Source organism: Pseudomonas sp. SWRI111 (assembly GCF_014268555.1).
Classification (GTDB): Bacteria; Pseudomonadota; Gammaproteobacteria; order Pseudomonadales; family Pseudomonadaceae; genus Aquipseudomonas; species Aquipseudomonas hamedanensis.
This window is the reverse complement of record NZ_JABWQQ010000009.1, coordinates 122,733-139,382: the sequence shown is the minus strand read 5'-3', so window position 1 is coordinate 139,382 and position 16,650 is coordinate 122,733. Positions and strand designations below refer to the sequence as shown.

Annotated in this window: 18 protein-coding genes; 14 read left to right on the top strand and 4 right to left on the bottom strand. The window is 59.4% G+C overall.

Annotation, left to right across the window (positions count from 1 at the left end; translation table 11 throughout):
• Positions 1-170: 170 nt before the first annotated feature.
• The gene (locus HU755_RS13125) at positions 171-1,061 is read left to right on the top strand and encodes an AraC family transcriptional regulator (protein WP_186633205.1); all 891 of its coding nucleotides are present in this window, start codon (positions 171-173) and stop codon (positions 1,059-1,061) included.
• A gap of 182 nt (positions 1,062-1,243) precedes the next feature.
• Here the strand turns inward: HU755_RS13125 and HU755_RS13120 are convergent, their stop codons facing one another.
• Entirely contained in the window at positions 1,244-2,908 is a 1,665-nt protein-coding gene (locus HU755_RS13120) for a 4Fe-4S dicluster domain-containing protein (RefSeq protein WP_186633202.1), read from the bottom strand.
• A 550-nt stretch (positions 2,909-3,458) separates the two neighbouring features.
• Between HU755_RS13120 and HU755_RS13115 the strand changes: the two genes are divergently transcribed.
• The 10 genes from HU755_RS13115 to HU755_RS13070 all read left to right on the top strand — a co-directional run bounded on the left by HU755_RS13115 (position 3,459) and on the right by HU755_RS13070 (position 12,888).
• Complete coding sequence (locus tag HU755_RS13115; RefSeq protein WP_003226982.1) at positions 3,459-4,208, top strand: electron transfer flavoprotein subunit beta/FixA family protein; 750 nt, start codon at positions 3,459-3,461, stop codon at positions 4,206-4,208.
• 1 nt (position 4,209) lies between these two features.
• Positions 4,210-5,139, top strand: coding sequence for an electron transfer flavoprotein subunit alpha/FixB family protein (locus tag HU755_RS13110; protein WP_186633199.1), 930 nt, complete (start codon positions 4,210-4,212; stop codon positions 5,137-5,139).
• An 80-nt stretch (positions 5,140-5,219) separates the two neighbouring features.
• Positions 5,220-6,041 (top strand): ABC transporter substrate-binding protein, encoded by an 822-nt coding sequence (locus HU755_RS13105; RefSeq protein WP_186633196.1) that lies wholly within the window; start codon positions 5,220-5,222, stop codon positions 6,039-6,041.
• 9 nt (positions 6,042-6,050) lie between these two features.
• Positions 6,051-6,413: a DUF4398 domain-containing protein gene (locus HU755_RS13100; RefSeq protein WP_186621645.1), complete on the top strand. Its 363-nt coding sequence runs from the start codon at positions 6,051-6,053 to the stop codon at positions 6,411-6,413.
• Positions 6,410-7,222: an OmpA family protein gene (locus HU755_RS13095; protein ID WP_186547009.1), complete on the top strand. Its 813-nt coding sequence runs from the start codon at positions 6,410-6,412 to the stop codon at positions 7,220-7,222. Before HU755_RS13100 ends, HU755_RS13095 begins: the two co-directional genes overlap by 4 nt.
• A gap of 202 nt (positions 7,223-7,424) precedes the next feature.
• A complete protein-coding gene (locus tag HU755_RS13090) occupies positions 7,425-8,864 on the top strand; it encodes a PLP-dependent aminotransferase family protein (RefSeq protein WP_024013893.1) in 1,440 nt (479 codons plus the stop codon).
• Positions 8,865-8,942: 78 nt separating this feature from the next.
• The gene (locus HU755_RS13085; RefSeq protein ID WP_186633193.1) at positions 8,943-9,413 is read left to right on the top strand and encodes a translation initiation factor 2; all 471 of its coding nucleotides are present in this window, start codon (positions 8,943-8,945) and stop codon (positions 9,411-9,413) included.
• Positions 9,414-9,579: 166 nt separating this feature from the next.
• Complete coding sequence (locus HU755_RS13080) at positions 9,580-9,834, top strand: YkgJ family cysteine cluster protein (protein ID WP_186547011.1); 255 nt, start codon at positions 9,580-9,582, stop codon at positions 9,832-9,834.
• Between the two features lie 41 nt (positions 9,835-9,875).
• Positions 9,876-10,481 (top strand): START domain-containing protein, encoded by a 606-nt coding sequence (locus tag HU755_RS13075; RefSeq protein WP_186633190.1) that lies wholly within the window; start codon positions 9,876-9,878, stop codon positions 10,479-10,481.
• A gap of 313 nt (positions 10,482-10,794) precedes the next feature.
• On the top strand, positions 10,795-12,888 hold the full coding sequence (locus HU755_RS13070; protein ID WP_186633187.1) for an LTA synthase family protein: 2,094 nt from the start codon (positions 10,795-10,797) through the stop codon (positions 12,886-12,888).
• 72 nt (positions 12,889-12,960) lie between these two features.
• On the opposite strand, the gene HU755_RS13065 is transcribed toward HU755_RS13070, so the two are convergent.
• Positions 12,961-13,113, bottom strand: a complete 153-nt coding sequence (locus HU755_RS13065) for a DUF3309 family protein (protein WP_003183939.1) — start codon at positions 13,111-13,113, stop codon at positions 12,961-12,963.
• 330 nt (positions 13,114-13,443) lie between these two features.
• Here HU755_RS13065 and HU755_RS13060 point away from each other — a divergent pair, with 330 nt between their 5' ends.
• The 3 genes from HU755_RS13060 (at position 13,444) to csrA (ending at position 14,974) form a co-directional block, all read left to right on the top strand.
• Positions 13,444-14,259: an SDR family oxidoreductase gene (locus HU755_RS13060; RefSeq protein ID WP_186621641.1), complete on the top strand. Its 816-nt coding sequence runs from the start codon at positions 13,444-13,446 to the stop codon at positions 14,257-14,259.
• 63 nt (positions 14,260-14,322) lie between these two features.
• Positions 14,323-14,655: a YnfA family protein gene (locus HU755_RS13055; protein ID WP_186621640.1), complete on the top strand. Its 333-nt coding sequence runs from the start codon at positions 14,323-14,325 to the stop codon at positions 14,653-14,655.
• A gap of 133 nt (positions 14,656-14,788) precedes the next feature.
• A complete protein-coding gene (gene csrA / locus HU755_RS13050; protein ID WP_186547016.1) occupies positions 14,789-14,974 on the top strand; it encodes a carbon storage regulator CsrA in 186 nt (61 codons plus the stop codon).
• Positions 14,975-14,979: 5 nt separating this feature from the next.
• Here csrA and HU755_RS13045 read toward each other — a convergent pair whose 3' ends face one another.
• Together HU755_RS13045 and HU755_RS13040 are read right to left on the bottom strand one after the other, a co-directional pair.
• Entirely contained in the window at positions 14,980-15,207 is a 228-nt protein-coding gene (locus tag HU755_RS13045) for a YheU family protein (protein ID WP_003199186.1), read from the bottom strand.
• A 160-nt stretch (positions 15,208-15,367) separates the two neighbouring features.
• Positions 15,368-16,558: an osmoprotectant NAGGN system M42 family peptidase gene (locus tag HU755_RS13040; protein ID WP_186621653.1), complete on the bottom strand. Its 1,191-nt coding sequence runs from the start codon at positions 16,556-16,558 to the stop codon at positions 15,368-15,370.
• Between the last annotated feature and the right edge of the window lie 92 nt (positions 16,559-16,650).

Here is a 16,650-nt window from a genome sequence, read left to right as displayed (position 1 = left end):
GACAAGTGAGGCGGTGCATTCTGGGCGCCGACTGAGCGTGCGGCCATGGCGATTCCTCCGGGTCTCATGCCTAATTCTCCGGCATGCAGGTTTTGACGGTCGCAGGGGGCAATGGATCTGCGATGATGTTTTCATCCCTTTTTTCCCTGATTTTTGCGAAGACTTTTTCGATGCAGTTAACTCGTCATCTTGATGCCAACGCCCGGCTGGTTTCGCTGATCGAACCGCTGGCGCTGCGTGATGGTTACAGCCAGACCGGCTTGCCCGGCGTGCAAGTGCTGCGCGCCAGTTGCGACGTCGCCCGTGGCCCGCACATTTATGAGCCAAGCCTGATGATCATCGCCCAGGGCAGCAAACTGGCGTTCCTCGGCCCGCGCACCATGGAATATGGCGCCGGGCATTACCTGATTCAGGCACTGCCGGTGCCCTTCGAGTGCGAAACCTTTGCCTTGCCCGACGCACCCTTGCTCGGTGTCTCAGTCGCAATTGATCGGGTGCAGCTCGGTGAGTTGGTGTTGGCGATGGGCCTGGCGCCGGGGCGGCATATCCCGGCGCAGACGCCGGAATCGATGACCTCGGTGGTGCTCGACGATGACATGCGTGGCTGTGTCGAGCGGCTGCTCAGTTGCCTGCACGATCCGCTGGAATGTCAGATTCTCGGTCCGGCGCGGGTGCGCGAGTTGTTGTTCGTCGCGCTACGCGGGCCGCAGGCGGATGTCTTGCGCGCGCTGGTGGAACAGCAGGGGCAGTTCGCGCGGGTGGCGGCTTCGATCAGCCATCTGCACGCGCATTACACCGAGCCGTTGAACGTCGAGACCCTGGCCAGTTGCGCGAACATGAGCGTGTCGACGTTTCATGAGCATTTCAAACGCAGCACGTTATTGTCGCCGGTGCAGTATCTGAAGCGGCTGAGGTTGCTCAAGGCGCAGACCTTGCTGGTGGCCGAGGGCCTGGGCGTGGCTCAGGTGGCGCATCGGGTGGGGTATCAGAGCACGTCGCAATTCAGCCGCGAGTACAAGCGTTACTTTGAACGCAGCCCGGGGGATGAGCGCGCCGCCTGAGTCGACGAAGATCCCCTGTAGGAGTGAGCCTGCTCGCGATAGCGGTATGTCTGTGCCAATGATGCTGGCTGACACACCGTTATCGCGAGCAGGCTCACTCCTACAATTGTTTGTGGTGAAACATAAAACGGGGGCAACAAAAAGGCCCCCATGTCGGGAGCCTCTTCGTTCAGCGCATCGACTTACATGTTCGGGTAAGTCGGACCACCAGCACCTTCCGGCGCCACCCAGGTGATGTTCTGCGCAGGGTCCTTGATGTCACAGGTCTTGCAGTGCACGCAGTTCTGGGCGTTGATCTGGAAGCGCTTTTCGCCGTCTTCCTTGGTGATCACTTCGTACACACCGGCCGGGCAGTAGCGCTGCGCTGGTTCGTCGTACAGCGGCAGGTTTTTGCTGATCGGAATGCTCGGATCGGTCAGCTTCAGGTGGCAGGGCTGCTCTTCTTCGTGGTTGGTGCCGGAGATGAACACCGAACTCAGTTTGTCGAAGCTCAGCTTGCCGTCGGGTTTCGGGTAATCGATCTTCTTGCAGTCAGCCGCCAGCTTGAGGCAGGCGTAGTCCGGCTTGGTGTCGCGCAGGGTGAACGGCAGTTTGCCGCCGAAGATGTTCTGGTCGAGCCAGTTGAAACCACCGCCGATGATCGCGCCGTATTTGTGAATCGCCGCGCCGAAGTTGCGGCTGGCAAACAGTTCTTCATGCAACCAGCTGTTCTTGAATGCGTCGACGTAAGTGGTCAATTCGACTGTGCAGTCTTGCTCGGCGAACAGCGCATCAGCGACCGACTCAGCGGCGAGCATGCCGGACTTCATTGCGGTGTGGCTGCCTTTGATCTTGGCGAAGTTCAGCGTGCCGAGGTCGCAACCGATCAGCGCGCCGCCCTTGAAGATCATTTTCGGCAGCGAATTCAGGCCGCCCTTGGCAATGGCGCGGGCACCGTAGCTGATGCGCTTGCCGCCTTCCAGATACTGCGCGAGCACCGGGTGATGCTTGAGGCGCTGGAATTCGTCGAACGGCGACAGGTAGGTGTTGCTGTAGGACAGGTCAACGATCAGGCCGACAACCACCTGGTTGTTTTCCAGGTGGTAGAGGAACGAGCCGCCGGTGTTCTCGGTGCCCATGATGTCCAGCGGCCAGCCGGCGGTGTGCACCACCAGGCCTGGCTGGTGTTTCGCCGGGTCGATCTCCCAGATTTCCTTCAGGCCGATACCGTAGTGCTGAACGTCGGCATCGCTGTCGAGGTTGTAGCGCTTGATCAGTTGCTTGCCGATGTGGCCACGGCAGCCTTCAGCGAACAGTGTGTACTTGCCGCGCAGTTCCATGCCCGGGGTGTACAGGCCTTCTTTCGGGTTGCCTTCGCGGTCGACGCCCAGATCACCGGTGATGATCCCGCGCACTACGCCGTTTTCGTCGATCAGCGCTTCCTGGGCGGCGAAGCCGGGATAGATTTCCACGCCGAGGTTTTCGGCCTGCTGGGCCAGCCAGCGGCACAGGTTGCCCAGGGAAATGATGTAGTTGCCTTCGTTGTGCATGGTCTTGGGCACAAAGAAGTCTGGAATTTTCTGTGCGCTTTCGGCGTTTTTCAGCACGAAAATGTCATCGCGAGCGACCGGCGTGTTCAGCGGCGCGCCAAGTTCTTTCCAGTCCGGGAACAATTCGTTCAGAGCGCGCGGTTCAAACACCGCACCGGAGAGGATGTGTGCGCCGACTTCGGAGCCTTTTTCGACCACGCAGACGCTGATTTCCTTACCGGCATCAGCGGCCTTCTGCTTCAAGCGGCAGGCGGCGGACAGACCAGCGGGGCCGGCACCGACGATGACGACGTCGAATTCCATGTATTCGCGTTCCACAGGCTATCTCCTACTCAAGGCTCAACAGTTTTTTTCTAATTTGGAGGTTTGATGTCGCATCCGTATTGCCTTTACGTTAACGTCAAAGGGAATATTGGCGAATCCACCTTTCTCTCTAGGCGGCGCATTATATCTACACCACTCTCAGCGTCCAATACAAACGTTTGTTTGAATCGGCTCCAGCCCAGAGAAATCAAAGAAGCGCGGCTTATGAATGGTCATTTTGCTGTATTGACCGGAATAGGTGTTCCGGTCAAGATACGGGCGGTTTTGCGCTAGTCGTAAGCAGACTGGCGGTTTCAAGAGCACCTCTAAAGACAGGGCGCAGGCAGCGTCAGGTGATGCGCAGCGCAGCTTGGGCGCGCAGTTTACACCGCGTGAAGATCGATGACTGCTCAGTCACCCCTGACGAACGGTTATCAGCCTTTGTAACGTGCAATCACCCGGCAGACCCGTCGGCGTTTTTAGAGGTGCCCTTTTAGCCTGATGAGCATCAACCGCCAGGTTCGCCTAGGCGACTTTCTTTTCACCGGAGAGTAACGAGGAATCCATGAAGGTTCTTGTAGCTGTCAAACGCGTTGTGGATTACAACGTCAAGGTTCGCGTCAAGGCGGACAATTCCGGCGTAGACCTCGCCAACGTCAAGATGTCGATGAACCCGTTCTGCGAAATCGCAGTGGAAGAAGCCGTACGCCTGAAAGAAAAAGGTGTTGCGACTGAAATCGTCGTCGTCTCCATCGGCCCGTCCACCGCTCAGGAACAGCTGCGCACTGCACTGGCTCTGGGCGCCGACCGCGCCATCCTCGTCGAATCCGCTGAAGACCTGACCTCGCTCGCCGTGGCCAAGCTGCTCAAGGCTGTGGTCGACAAGGAACAGCCTCAACTGGTGATCCTCGGCAAACAGGCCATCGACAGCGACAACAACCAGACCGGCCAGATGCTTGCTGCACTGAGCGGCTACGGTCAGGGCACGTTCGCCTCGAAAGTCGAAGTCTCCGGCGACAGCGTTGCCGTGACCCGCGAAATCGACGGCGGCGCGCAGACCGTTTCGCTGAAACTGCCGGCCATCGTCACCACCGACCTGCGTTTGAACGAGCCGCGCTACGCGTCCCTGCCAAACATCATGAAAGCCAAGAAGAAGCCTCTCGAAGTGCTGACTCCGGACGCTTTGGGCGTTTCCACCGCCTCTACCAACAAGACCCTGAAAGTCGAAGCGCCGGCTGCACGCAGCGCAGGCATCAAGGTCAAGTCGGTGGCTGAACTGGTCGAGAAACTGAAAAACGAAGCGAAGGTAATCTGACATGACTATCTTGGTAATCGCTGAACACGACAACAAAGTGCTGGCCCCGGCCACACTGAACACCGTGGCTGCCGCGGCCAAAATCGGCGGCGACATCCACGTTCTGGTAGCCGGTCAGGGCGCAGGCCCAGTGGCTGAAGCCGCGGCGAAAATCGCTGGCGTGAGCAAAGTCCTCAACGCTGACAACGCCGCTTACGCTCATCAGCTGCCGGAAAACGTAGCGCCGCTGGTTGCAGAGCTGGGCGCTGGCTACAGCCACATCCTGGCCGCCGCCACCTCCAATGGTAAAAACATCCTGCCGCGCGTTGCTGCTGCGCTGGACGTCGATCAGATCTCCGAGATCATCTCGGTAGAAAGCGCTGACACCTTCAAGCGTCCGATATACGCCGGTAACGCCATCGCTACCGTGCAATCGACCGCTGCGATCAAAGTCATCACCGTGCGTGCCACCGGTTTCGACCCGGTTGCCGCTGAAGGTGGTTCGGCGGCCGTTGAAGCCGTGGGTGCTGCGCACGACGCCGGTACTTCGAGCTTCGTCAGCGAAGAGCTGGCCAAGTCCGACCGTCCGGAACTGACCGCTGCCAAGATCGTCGTTTCCGGCGGCCGCGGCATGCAGAACGGCGACAACTTCAAACACCTGTACGCGCTGGCCGACAAGCTCGGCGCTGCTGTGGGCGCCTCGCGCGCTGCGGTCGACGCAGGTTTTGTACCGAACGACATGCAGGTCGGTCAGACCGGCAAGATCGTTGCGCCTCAGCTGTACATCGCCGTCGGTATCTCCGGCGCGATCCAGCACCTGGCCGGCATGAAAGACTCCAAAGTGATCGTGGCGATCAACAAGGACGAAGAAGCGCCGATCTTCCAGGTGGCCGATTACGGCCTGGTGGCGGATCTGTTCGAAGCAATCCCTGAGCTGGAGAAGCTGGTCTAATCCGGCGGCTTCACTTATAAAGAGCCCGGCCTGATGGTCGGGCTTTTTTTTGTTTCGGATTTGACTGGGAGCGTTTCGCCATGGATCTGCGTCGCAGGTTGTTATTGGGATTGATCCTGTTACCGGGCGTGGCCGTGGCCGCCGGCAAGTGCGAGCGCCTCGTCGTCACCGGCAGCCCGGACGCGCCGCCGTACCTGTGGCAGGATCCGCAGAATCCGAAGCAGTTGATCGGTGCCAGCGCCGATCTGTTGCAGCACGTCGCCAAGGACCTCGGGATCAAGGTTGAATTGCTCTACGTCGGCAAACGCGCGCAAGCCCTCGATGAAGTGCGCAGCGGGCGCATGGACCTGCTGGCCGACGCGCCGCTGGTCGTCAACGAGCTGGAAAACCTCGACTACATCCATCCGCCGTTGCTGGAAAATGACTACCTGGTGTGGACGCGCAAAGGCTCGACGTTGCTGTACGGCGAAGCCATCGACTTGCGCGGGCACACCGGCGGTGTGTCGGAAAAGTCTCGAATGACCCAGGCATTCAGCACTTTCGCCGAGCAGAATCTGACCCTTACCCGGACAGCCAACCTCACCCAGGCCTTTCAGAAATTGCTGCTGGGCGAAGTTGAATATGTACTCGCCGGACGTTACTCAGGCATGGCCGCCGCGCAGGCACTGGGCATGACCGATGACCTGCTGGCCTTCGAACAACCGATCGATCGACCGGGCCTGTTCCTCGCGGTTTCCCATAACTCGGCCTGCAACGATCCGTGGTTGCGCGGACAGCTGGCAAAAAAGATGACAGAATTGCCCGCGTCCGGACTGACGGAAGCCGCGCTGCAACGCAACATCGAGCGCTGGAAGGCGCAGCAGCAACAGCCGCCGCAACCTGTCAGTGCCCCAAAACAGTAGGGATTCTTAGTGAGTATTCGACCTCTTTTCGCGGCGGTGGCCGTGCTGGCCCTGGCCGGCTGCGCAACCGATCCGGCACCTAACGAACAAATGCGTTTGACCGAACAGGCCATCGCCCAGGCCAAAGCTGTCGGTGCAACGGCCGACGAAGTCCCGCAAATGCAGCTGGCCGAAACCAAGTACAACCGAGCCAAAGGCAACATGGCAGACGAGTCCTATCGCAATGCGCGCATGCGCGCCGAACAGGCCGAACTCGATGCCCGTCTGGCCGAAGCCAAGGTGCTGACGCAAAAAAGCGAAGAACAACTGAACGTGCTCAATACCCGCATCGTCCGCCTGCGCAAGCAACTGCAACTGGGGGAGGCCCAATGAGCCTCAAATCCAGTGTATTCGGCGCCTTGCTCCTCGCCGGTTGCGCGAGCCTCTACGGCTGCGCCGGCCAGCACAGCGAAGCGGCCCTGCAACAGGCCGGTGCCGACTTCCAGAAAGTCAAAGAAGACTCCAACGTGCTGCGCATCGCGCCGAAAGACGTGATCCGCGCCGGAGAATCGCTGGCGCGTGCCGATCGCTTGTCGACCTATTGGGGCAGTGGTTCGGACGTGGTGCATTACGCCTACCTGAGCCAGCGCTACAGCGAAATCGCCCGTGAGCACACCAATCAGGTGCTCAACGAAGAGCGTGCAGCCAAGCTCGAACTGGAACGCCAGCGCCTGCAACTGGCCCTGCGCGAGTCGAAACTGCTGAGCGTGCAACAGCAGGGCAAGTGGCTCGAAGAACAGATCGTTGCGCTCGCTACCACGCAAACCGATCGTGGTCTGGTAATGACCCTGGGCGATGTGTTGTTCGACACCGGCCAGGCCGAGCTGAAAAACTCCGCCAACCGCGTGGTGCTGAAGATCGTGCAGTTCTTGCAGCTGAATCCGAAACGCGTGGTGCGCATCGAGGGCTACACCGACAGCACGGGCGGCAAGCAGGAAAACCTCAAGCTGTCCCGCGACCGCGCACAATCGGTGGCCGATGTGCTGATCGATTTGGGTATCGACGAAAAACGCATCCAGGTCGAAGGTTACGGCGACGAATATCCCGTGGATGCCAACGCGTCCGAACGCGGACGGGCGCAGAATCGGCGCGTGGAGATTGTTTTCTCCGACGAGAAAGGCCAGCTCGGCGCCGCCCGCTGAGGGCGGCGTCATTGGGAAGCCCGGCCTGTGATGCAGAGCCGGGCTTTTTTTCGTCTGTCGACTGGCGCGCAAAACAGTACAGACAGGGGCTGACACCGCACTGTATGGTCGACTAAAGTGGCAACTGTCCCAGTACACTTCCCAACTGTTCCGGTATTGTTTCACACAAGAATAAAATGCCCGTGAAATCGAGTGCTGCGTCATGACCAATCTCTTGCTTTACCAGCGTATTGCTCAGCAACTGGCCGAAGACATCCGCCGCGGTGTCTATCAACCGGGAGAGCGCGTGCCTTCGGTGCGCAAGATGAGTTCGCAGCTCAATGTCAGTCATGCGACGGTGTTGCAGGCGTATGCCAACCTTGAAGATCAGGGGCTGATCCGCGCCCGTCCACAGTCCGGTTACTACGTCCACCAGACGCCCGCACTGACGGCGCCGACCCCGGACATCGCCCGGGTCGAACGGCCAGGACTGGTTACCCGCAGCAGCATCATTCAGCAGGTCCTGGTCGAGTCTCGCCGCGAGGGCGTGTTCCCGTTGGGCGCTGCGGTGCCCAGCGTCGATTATTTGCCGGTCCGCGCGCTGCATCAGCAACTGGCCAAGGTCACGCGTTTTCATAGTCCGCGGGCGTTCAGCTATATGTTCAGCCCGGGATTCGAGCCGCTGCGGCGGCAAGTCGCGATTCGCATGCGTGACGCCGGTGTAGTGGTCGACCCCTCGGAAGTGGTGATCACCCACGGCTGCGTCGATGCCCTGCAAATGTCACTGCGCGTACTGACCCGGCCGGGCGATCTGATCGCGGCTGAATCACCGACCTACTACGGGCTGCTGCAACTGGCTGATCTGCTGGGCCTGAAAGTCATCGAGATTCCCAGCGATCCGGCCACCGGCATGAGCCTTGAAGCGTTGCAACTGGCCGCCAACCAATGGTCGATCAAGGCGCTGGTGCTGACCACACGGCTGAGCAATCCGCTGGGCGGCACCATGCCCGAAGAGCGGCAGAAACAACTGCTGCGCCTGGCCTCGGATTTCGATATCCAGATTGTCGAAGACGACATCTACGGTGAATTGATGTTCGAGCAGGGCCGAACCAAGGCCCTCAAGGCCTACGACCGGCTTGACCGAGTGATTTACTGTTCGAGCTTCTCCAAGACGTTGTCGCCCGGCGTGCGCATCGGCTGGATGATCGCTGGCAAGTATCAGCAGGAAATCCAGCGCTTGCAGACTTTCAGTACCCATTCGGCCTGCAGCGTGACGCAGATGGCCATCGCCGCCTACCTTGAGAACGGCGGCTATGACCGGCATTTACGGTACATCCGTCAGGAATACCGAAAAAATCTCAGCGCTTTCCAGCTGGCGGTGCAGCAACACTTCCCCGAAGGCACGCAAATGTCCCGGCCCACGGGCGGTTTCATCCTGTGGGTGAGCTTGCCGGGGCGGGTCAACACGCAGGAATTGCATGTCCGCGCGTTGCAGCAGGGCATCAGCATCGCACCGGGGCTGATCTTCAGTAATACCGAGCAGTTCAACCACTGCATCCGCCTGAACTGCGGGATTCCCTGGAATCGCGAAGCGGAGAGGGCGTTGATGACACTCGGGTTGCTGGCGACCCAACTGTGTCAGGAAACGGCTGGCGGATTCTGAACGAGCGGCAGGTCAGGCTTGTCTTGTCGCGCACAACAGGCGAGCATGTGGCCCTCTGCCGTTAGTCTTGTTGGGTCCATGAAAGCGATTGTTCCTGCCGCGTGGGTATTGCTGGGTTTATTGGTGATGGGTCAGGCACCCAGTGTTATGGCGGCTGCTCCCCAGGAAAAACCGGCAGCGACCCATACGACCAACAAGGCCGTCAAGACCGCGGCACCGGTGAAGAAAGCCCAGTCCAAAAAAGCCACCCCGGCAAAGAAGCGACGCCCGGTAGCTTCCAAGTCGAAATCTGCCAGCGAAGTGGCGAAAACCAAATTGCCGCCGGCAAAACTCGATCTCAGCCTGCCCAAAGACATGGTTGAAGAATTGAAGCCCAAGGGCGCAGTGGAATTGCCCAAGCGCGAGGCAATCCTGCCGCAGATGTTTGGCGAAAAAGACAGCGGCTTCCAGCTCAACGGCCGTTTGCTCAGCAACGAAATGCAATTGCAACTGCGTGAAGAACGCCGCGAAGTCGAAGGCGCTGCCCTGGATTTCGAATTCAAACAGTGACTAACAGCCACCTCTGACCCGCAGAACAGACGCTTTGCCTGTGACTGCGCAGTCACTTTCAGTTATCGCGCAAAACCGGCTCAGGCAATTTGAAACAGCCGTTTTAGCGGTTACTCTGTGCCCCGTCTCCTTTAACACATCGTCCCGTCGCGAGGATTGGTTCGTCATGAAATGCCGTGAAGGCTGTGGCGCTTGCTGCATTGCCCCCTCCATCAGTTCGCCGATCCCCGGCATGCCCGATGGCAAACCTGCCGGTGAACGTTGCGTGCAACTCTCGGTCGATAACCTGTGCAATATTTTCGGTCGCCCGGAGCGTCCGCCGGTCTGTTCCGGGTTCGCTGCGGATGTTGAAGTCTGTGGCGCCAGCTCGGAAGAGGCGATCAGGTTGATCGGCTGGTGGGAGCGAATGACCGCGGCGTGATGTGTCAAACGAACGGAACTTCAACAATAAGGAATAAGACTATGGGTTCGCTGCATCGTATCGCCGTGTTGTGTGGATTGACCGCTGTGCTCGCCACCTCGATTGCTCAGGCTGAGGACTGGAAAGTCGCCAAGAACGAACAGGGCATCAAGGTTTCCCTGAGCGAAGTGCCAGGTTCGGACTACAAGGCCTATCAGGGCGTTGCGCTGATGAAGACCACCGTCGCCAAACTGCGCGCCTTGCAGGAAGATGTCTCCGGTGCATGCGCCTGGATCCACGAGTGCAAGTCCCAGAAGCTGCTCAAGCATGAAGGCGATCAGAGCTGGACCTATTCTCAGTTCAATACGCCATGGCCGGTGACCCCGCGTGACTCGGTGCTGAAGATCACCACCTTTGAAGGCGCTGACGGCAGCCTGACCCGCAACCTTGAAGGCGTGCCGACCTATCTGCCGGAAGAGAAAGGCTTTGTACGTGTCACCGAAGTCAAAGGCTTCTGGAAATTCGTACCCAAGGGCGATCAGGTCGAAGTGACCTATCAGGTGCACACCAATCCTGGCGGCAGTGTGCCGGCGATGGTGGCTAACAAGTTCGTTGTCGACGCGCCGTTCAACACGCTCAAAGCGCTGAAAGAACGCGCCGAGAAATAATTGCCGCACCGACTGCAAAACGCCCCGACCGGTTCGGGGCGTTTTGTTTGGTCTTTATATTGTGTTTCCGGATATGCGTTGCACGAAATTTTCACAAAGTGTCCAAGACAATTCGCCCGCACTTTTGCACGTTGTCTCGCCTGTGCTGCTTTAAATGAAAGTGTCAGCGGGCAGGGCAGTAATCAATGGCAATGGTGTGGATGATCGTGCAACATTTGCGCACTGCGCACGCCCCGGGGTCTGGAATGACCAATAGAGGGCATGGCGCCGCTGTATTTTTGCAACTTCAACTTCCAATGGGTCCTAAAACGACATGGCAAACCCGGACGCCCTGAATCAGCAGCGATCTTCTGCTCGCCTGCTGCAACCGACCGTCAAATCGCATCTGGCCTACACGCTGCTTTGTGCGCTGGTCATGATGGTGATGTTTTCCGTGCTGCGCCTCGCGCTGCTGGTCTACAACCGCGAGATGATCCTCGATACTCCGGCTTCGACGTTCCTCGAAGCCTTCGCCAATGGCCTGCGTTTTGACCTGCGCCTGGTGGTCTACCTGTGCATTCCGCTGGTGCTGTCGCTGTTCAGCGCCCGCGCCATGGCGGCACGCGGCTTCTTCCGTCTGTGGCTGACGGTCGCTTCGAGCATCGCGCTGTTCCTCGGCCTGATGGAGATGGACTTCTACCGCGAGTTCCACCAGCGCCTCAACGGCCTGGTGTTCCAGTACGTGAAAGAAGACCCGAAAACCGTGATGAGCATGCTCTGGTACGGTTTCCCGGTGGTGCGCTATCTGCTGGCGTGGGTCGTCGGCACGGTCATTCTGACCCTGGCGTTCAAGGGCGCCGACCGCGCCACACGTCCGCGCGGGCCATTCAGCGGCGGCAGCGTCAGCAGCCGTCAGGTGGCGCCGTGGTACACCCGTCTGGCGGTGTTCGTGGTTTGCCTGCTGATCTGCGTGGTTGCCGCGCGTGGCACCCTGCGTCAGGGCCCGCCCATGCGTTGGGGCGACGTCTACACCACCGATTCGAACTTCGCCAACCAGCTCGGCCTCAACGGCACGCTGTCACTGATCGCCGCCGCCAAATCGCGCATGGGCGAAGACCGTGACAACATCTGGAAAGCCACGCTGCCGCAAGAACAGGCGCAGCAAGTGGTGCGCGACATGCTGGTGATGGCCGACGAGAAACTGGTCGATGCCGACATCGCCGCGGTGCGCCGTGACTACACGCCACCGGCCGACAAGACCCTGCCGATCAAGAACGTCGTCGTGATCCTGATGGAAAGCATGGCCGGTCACTCGGTGGGTGCGCTGGGTGCGCCGGGCAATATCACTCCGTATCTGGACAAGCTGTCGAAAGGGGGTCTGCTGTTCGACCGTTTCTTCTCCAACGGCACCCACACCCACCAAGGCATGTTCGCGACCATGGCCTGCTTCCCCAATCTGCCAGGTTTCGAATACCTGATGCAGACGCCGGAAGGCAGCCACAAGCTGTCGGGCCTGCCGCAGTTGCTCAGCGCCCGTGACTACGACGACGTCTATGTCTACAACGGCGACTTCGCCTGGGACAACCAGTCGGGTTTCTTCAGCAACCAGGGCATGACCAACTTCGTTGGCCGTAACGACTTCGTCAACCCGGTGTTCTCCGATCCGACCTGGGGCGTGTCCGACCAGGACATGTTCGATCGTGGCCTGCAGGAGCTCAAGGCGCGGGAAAACGGCAAGCCGTTCTATGCGCTGTTGCAGACGCTGTCCAACCACACGCCATACGCCTTGCCGACGCCATTGCCGGTCGAGCGCGTCACTGACCGTGGCAGCCTCAACGAACACCTGACTGCCATGCGCTACTCCGACTGGGCGCTGGGGCAGTTCTTCGAGAAGGCGCGCAAAGAGAAGTACTTCAACGAAACCCTGTTCGTCATCGTCGGCGACCACGGCTTCGGCAACGAGCGCCAGATCACCGAGATGGACCTGGGCCGCTTCAACGTACCGATGCTGATGATTGCGCCGGGTATCCAGGAAAAATTCGGCACCCGTGACCACACCGTAGGCACGCAGATCGATATCGTGCCGACCATCATGGGTCGTCTCGGTGGCGAAGTGCGTCACCAGTGCTGGGGCCGCGATCTGCTCAACCTGCCGCAAGGCGATACCGGTTTCGGCGTGATCAAACCGTCGGGCAGCGAGCAGACCACCGCCATCGTCACGGCCGATCAGATTCTTGTGCTGCCGCGTGACAAGGACATGGGGCCGAAGATCTGGCAATACCAGCTCGGTGCCAATCCGCACGCCGAAGTAGTGCCCAATGCACCGCGTACCGCTGAACTCAAACTCAAGCTGGAGTCGTTCCTGCAAACGGCGACCAAGAGTCTGATGGATAACACCGCCGGTGTGATCCACGGCAAACCGGACTGATGACGCGGTAAAGTCCATGCAATAAAAAAGAGGCCCTTGAAAAAGGGCCTCTTTTTTTAACGCTTCAAATCGTCATATCTTGCCGAGTAACAACAGCACCAGCAGCACGACCAACACCACGCCGATAATGCCCGACGGGCCATAACCCCAACTTCTGGAGTGCGGGAAGACCGGCAGACCACCGATCAGCAACAGGATCAGGATGATGATTAGAATTGTGCCCATGGGTGATTTCCTTGTTCAGAGTCTGGAAGAGTCTTGATGCTCAGTGGGCAGCTGGAGAGCAACTAAATTCCAGCCGGCTTACATGTTCCGACGTGTGCCAATGAAAAAAAATTCAATGTTTTTTTAATCTATTTGGATTGCTCGGTTATTTCGTTTTAAGCGAAAAGATCGCAGCCTCGTTGCACGCGACAGCGCCTACAGGGATTCATCGAAAATTAGCGCAGGCGCTGATCTTTTGATCCTGCATTCAGCAACTTGATGGAGCGTGGGCGCGCACGGTTCCTTCGCTACACTCCGCGCATCTTCCCCAGAACAACAAGGCTGTCTGTTATGCAAAATCGCATGATGATCACTGGCGCAGGCTCAGGCCTGGGTCGCGAAATCGCACTGCGCTGGGCGCGCGAAGGCTGGCACCTGGCCTTGTCCGACGTCAGCGAACCCGGCCTGCAGGAAACCCTGAAAATGGTCCGCGAGGCGGGGGGCGACGGTTTTATCCAGCGCTGCGACGTGCGCGATTACAGCCAGCTCACCGCGTTCGCCCAAGCCTGCGAAGAGAAGCTTGGCGGCATCGACATCATCGTTAATAACGCCGGTGTGGCCTCGGGTGGTTTCTTCAGTGAACTGTCGCTGGAAGACTGGGACTGGCAGATCGCGATCAATCTGATGGGGGTAGTCAAAGGCTGCAAAGCGTTCTTGCCGTTGCTGGAGCAAAGCAAGGGCAAGATCATCAACATCGCGTCCATGGCCGCCTTGATGCAAGGCCCGGCCATGAGTAACTACAACGTGGCCAAGGCCGGCGTGGTGGCGTTGTCGGAAAGTCTGTTGATTGAACTGGCACAGCAGGAAGTGGCCGTGCACGTGGTCTGCCCATCGTTCTTCCAGACCAACTTGCTTGATTCTTTCCGCGGACCGACTCCGGCCATGAAAGCGCAGGTCGGTAAACTGCTGGAAAGTTCGCCAATCAGCGCCGCGGACATTGCCGACTACATTTATCAGCAAGTTGCCGCTGGCGAATTCATGATTCTGCCCCACGAACAAGGGCGCATGGCCTGGGCCATCAAACAGAAAAACCCGCAACTGCTCTACAACGAAATGACCACCATGGCCGATAAAATGCGCGCCAAGGCCAAACAAAACAACGCTTGATCTTGTTCCCCGCACGCCGCGTCGTTAGGGTGACCGCCATGGTCACCCTGTCGAGACGCATCAATGCTCAATTACCTGTGGTTCTTCCTTGCGGCGTTGTTTGAAATCGCCGGTTGTTTCGCTTTTTATTTGTGGTTGCGTCAGGGCAAAAGCGCCTTGTGGGTGATTCCCGCAGTGCTCAGTCTGACTGTGTTTGCCCTGTTACTCACCCGCGTCGAAGCCGCTTACGCCGGTCGTGCCTATGCCGCTTATGGCGGGATTTATATTGTCGCCTCGATCGGCTGGCTGGCGGTGGTGGAGCGCGTGCGTCCTTTGGGATCGGACTGGATCGGTATGGCGCTGTGCGTCATCGGCGCCAGTGTGATTCTGTTCGGGCCGCGATTTTCCGCCGCTTGAGGTGTTTGTGGGAAGCGTCTGAAGGCTTGGTTCTGTCTGGTGTGTAGGGCAAAACTGATTTGTCGGCTACGGATTGTGCAGCGCCGCCAAGCCGCGCATCTTCAGGGTTTGTTAATCCTGAAGGACGAATCCCATGCTTGTACTCAGCCGTGTTGTCGGTGAGCTGATTTCAATCGGAGACGACATTACCTTGCGCGTGCTGTCGGTGAACGGTGGCAGTGTGCGCTTTGGTGTCGAGGCACCGCAGGAGGTCAATGTGCACCGTGCGGAAGTTTACCAGCGCATCCAGCGCAAACGCGCCGTCGAAAAGGCCCGCTGAGGGCCTCAGTCGAAAAGATGTTTGGGCACGTCGTGCTTGAGCATCAGTTGACACTGCTCGCTTTCCGGGTCGAAGACGATCAGCGCCTGGCCTTTGGTCAACGCCTGCCGCACGCGCAATACGCGGGTTTCCAACGGCGTGTCGTCGCCATTGTCGGTGCCGTCGCGGGTGACGAAATCCTCGATCAGGCGGGTGAGGGTGTCGACTTCAAGTTGGTCGTGGGGAATGAGCATGGGCACCTCGGCTGGATCAATGGCGCGATGCTACGGCGATTGGGTTTTGTCTGCCAGTTTTGTATGGGCTGTGCCGACCCGTTCGCGAGCAGGCTCGCTCCCGCAGGAGACCGTATGTCCATGTGGGAGCGAGCCTGCTCGCGAAGGCGTCAACAAGGATTCAACTGTCGGAACGCTGCCCCACCAGACTGTCCACCGACGGCACCCGGGTGTCGCTCTCCATCTGCGTTTCATGCTCGATCTGGTGGCTGAAGCGGTCGAGCGACGCATTGGCTGGCGCCGCATCGCTGGCAAACACCGGCGGGCTGAGAATGTAGGCCCCGAGCAAACGGCTCAGCGCCGCCAGACTGTCGATGTGCGTGCGTTCATAGCCGTGGGTCGCATCGCAGCCGAAGGCGAGCAGGGCGGTGCGGATGTCGTGGCCGGCTGTTACCGCCGAGTGCGCGTCACTGAAGTAGTAGCGGAACAGATCCCGGCGCACCGGCAGTTCATGCTCACCGGCCAGGCGCAGCAGATGCCGTGACAAGTGATAGTCGTAAGGCCCGCCGGAGTCCTGCATCGCCACACTGACGGCATGTTCGCTGGAGTGCTGGCCCGGCGCGACCGGCGCAATGTCGATGCCGACGAATTCGCTCACGTCCCACGGCAGGGCCGCCGCCGCGCCACTGCCGGTTTCCTCGGTGATGGTGAACAGCGGATGGCAGTCGATCATCAGTTCCTGCCCGCTGTCGACGATGGCTTTGAGTGCGGCGAGCAGCGCCGCGACCCCCGCCTTGTCATCCAGGTGGCGCGCGCTGATGTGGCCGCTTTCGGTGAATTCCGGCAGCGGGTCGAAGGCGACGACGTCACCGATGCTGATGCCCAGGGACTCGCAGTCGGCCTTGGTTGCGCAATAGGCGTCCAGGCGCAGTTCGACGTGATCCCAACTGATCGGCATTTCATCGACCTGGGTATTGAAGGCGTGTCCGGAGGCCAGCAAGGGCAGGACACTGCCGCGAATCACGCCGTTGTCGGTGAACAGGCTGACGCGACTGCCCTCGGCAAAACGGCTCGACCAGCAGCCGACCGGGGCGAGGGTCAGGCGGCCATTGTCCTTAACCGCGCGCACGGCAGCGCCGATGGTGTCCAGGTGGGCCGAAACGGCGCGGTCAGGGCTGCTTTTTTTGCCCTTGAGCGTGGCGCGAATGGTCCCGCGGCGGGTCATTTCAAAGGGAATGCCAAGCTCCTCCAGCCGTTCGGCGACATAGCGCACGATGGTGTCGGTGAACCCTGTAGGGCTGGGAATGGCGAGCATTTCCAGGAGGACTTTCTGCAGGTAATTCAGATCCGGTTCGGGGATGTGTGAGGTCATGGTCATGGAAACTCCTGATGGGTTGAGCACACCGATGGTTTCGATGAGGGAGAAAATTTGTGGCGCCTGATGGGGCCCTTTCGCGAGCAAGC

Bases quoted from the DNA above. Each gene is read 5' to 3' on its own strand.
- HU755_RS13125 (WP_186633205.1), top strand. From the start codon at position 171: ATGCAGTTAACTCGTCATCTTGATGCCAACGCCCGGCTGGTTTCGCTG.
- HU755_RS13115 (WP_003226982.1), top strand. From the start codon at position 3,459: ATGAAGGTTCTTGTAGCTGTCAAACGCGTTGTGGATTACAACGTCAAG.
- HU755_RS13110 (WP_186633199.1), top strand. From the start codon at position 4,210: ATGACTATCTTGGTAATCGCTGAACACGACAACAAAGTGCTGGCCCCG.
- HU755_RS13105 (WP_186633196.1), top strand. From the start codon at position 5,220: ATGGATCTGCGTCGCAGGTTGTTATTGGGATTGATCCTGTTACCGGGC.
- HU755_RS13095 (WP_186547009.1), top strand. From the start codon at position 6,410: ATGAGCCTCAAATCCAGTGTATTCGGCGCCTTGCTCCTCGCCGGTTGC.
- HU755_RS13090 (WP_024013893.1), top strand. From the start codon at position 7,425: ATGACCAATCTCTTGCTTTACCAGCGTATTGCTCAGCAACTGGCCGAA.
- HU755_RS13085 (WP_186633193.1), top strand. From the start codon at position 8,943: ATGAAAGCGATTGTTCCTGCCGCGTGGGTATTGCTGGGTTTATTGGTG.
- HU755_RS13080 (WP_186547011.1), top strand. From the start codon at position 9,580: ATGAAATGCCGTGAAGGCTGTGGCGCTTGCTGCATTGCCCCCTCCATC.
- HU755_RS13075 (WP_186633190.1), top strand. From the start codon at position 9,876: ATGGGTTCGCTGCATCGTATCGCCGTGTTGTGTGGATTGACCGCTGTG.
- HU755_RS13070 (WP_186633187.1), top strand. From the start codon at position 10,795: ATGGCAAACCCGGACGCCCTGAATCAGCAGCGATCTTCTGCTCGCCTG.
- HU755_RS13065 (WP_003183939.1), bottom strand. From the start codon at position 13,113: ATGGGCACAATTCTAATCATCATCCTGATCCTGTTGCTGATCGGTGGT.
- HU755_RS13060 (WP_186621641.1), top strand. From the start codon at position 13,444: ATGCAAAATCGCATGATGATCACTGGCGCAGGCTCAGGCCTGGGTCGC.
- HU755_RS13055 (WP_186621640.1), top strand. From the start codon at position 14,323: ATGCTCAATTACCTGTGGTTCTTCCTTGCGGCGTTGTTTGAAATCGCC.
- csrA (WP_186547016.1), top strand. From the start codon at position 14,789: ATGCTTGTACTCAGCCGTGTTGTCGGTGAGCTGATTTCAATCGGAGAC.
- HU755_RS13045 (WP_003199186.1), bottom strand. From the start codon at position 15,207: ATGCTCATTCCCCACGACCAACTTGAAGTCGACACCCTCACCCGCCTG.
- HU755_RS13040 (WP_186621653.1), bottom strand. From the start codon at position 16,558: ATGACCTCACACATCCCCGAACCGGATCTGAATTACCTGCAGAAAGTC.